The sequence below is a fragment of the Nocardia araoensis NBRC 100135 genome (assembly GCF_000308435.1).
GTDB classification, from domain to species: domain Bacteria; phylum Actinomycetota; class Actinomycetes; order Mycobacteriales; family Mycobacteriaceae; genus Nocardia; species Nocardia araoensis.
This window is the reverse complement of sequence record NZ_BAFR01000260.1, coordinates 1-851: the sequence shown is the minus strand read 5'-3', so window position 1 is coordinate 851 and position 851 is coordinate 1. Positions and strand designations below refer to the sequence as shown.

The window sequence follows — 851 nt, the reverse complement described above, 5'->3', positions numbered from 1 at the left end:
CCCACCGGCGGCAACGACCCCGGCGCCACCAGATCCGGCGACACCCGCACCGGCGTCGGCGAACCACCCGTCCGATACGCCCGAGACCAACTCAGCACATTCGCCGCATACGCCATCGAGTTGTTGTACCGCAACACCGCCCGCAACTCCTGCGCCGGATCCCGCAGATCCGAACCCCCCGCACACAAATACTTCCCCGCCGCCAACGCCGCATCGAACACATTGTGCGGATCGGCCACCCCGTCCCCATTACCATCCGCCCCGTACACCCCCCACGTCCCCGGCAAGAACTGCATCGGACCCACCGCCCGCACAAACCCCCCATCCACCGCCCGGATCACCTCGTTACCCGGCAAACTCCCATCCAACGCCGGACCGAAGATCGGCGACACCGTCGTCCCCGCCGCATCCGTCCGCCCACCCCCCGCATGCCCCGACTCGATCCGCCCGATCCCCGCCAGCAAACTCCACGACAACCCACACCCCGGCGCCGAAGACGCCAACGCCAACTCCGCATTCCGATACGCCGCCAACACCACCTCCGGAATCCCCAACGCACCCCCCACCGCAGGCAACGACAACTCCTGCACCGGCACCATCCCCGCGAACGGCGCCACCCCCGGCGTCACCGCACGCAACCGCCGCGGCCCCTCCGCCGCCACCGGCAACAACCCCACCACCCGGGACTCCGCACTCGCCGCCGCCGCCAACACCTCCGGCGCCCGCGGCGCCGACACCCCCACCGGAGACTGCACCCCCGAACCACTCACCACCACACCAGCAACAACCAAAGCCGAGACCGTTATCGGAGCAGATACACGCATTCGGCCACACCCAATCCTCGACGTCGT

Annotated in this window: 1 protein-coding gene; it reads right to left on the bottom strand. The window is 69.2% G+C overall.

The window, feature by feature from the left end; genetic code table 11:
- Positions 1-770: lytic transglycosylase domain-containing protein (locus tag ON21_RS30255; protein ID WP_373281160.1), on the bottom strand; the 770-nt coding region annotated here is incomplete at its 3' end.
- Positions 771-851: the final 81 nt, after the last annotated feature.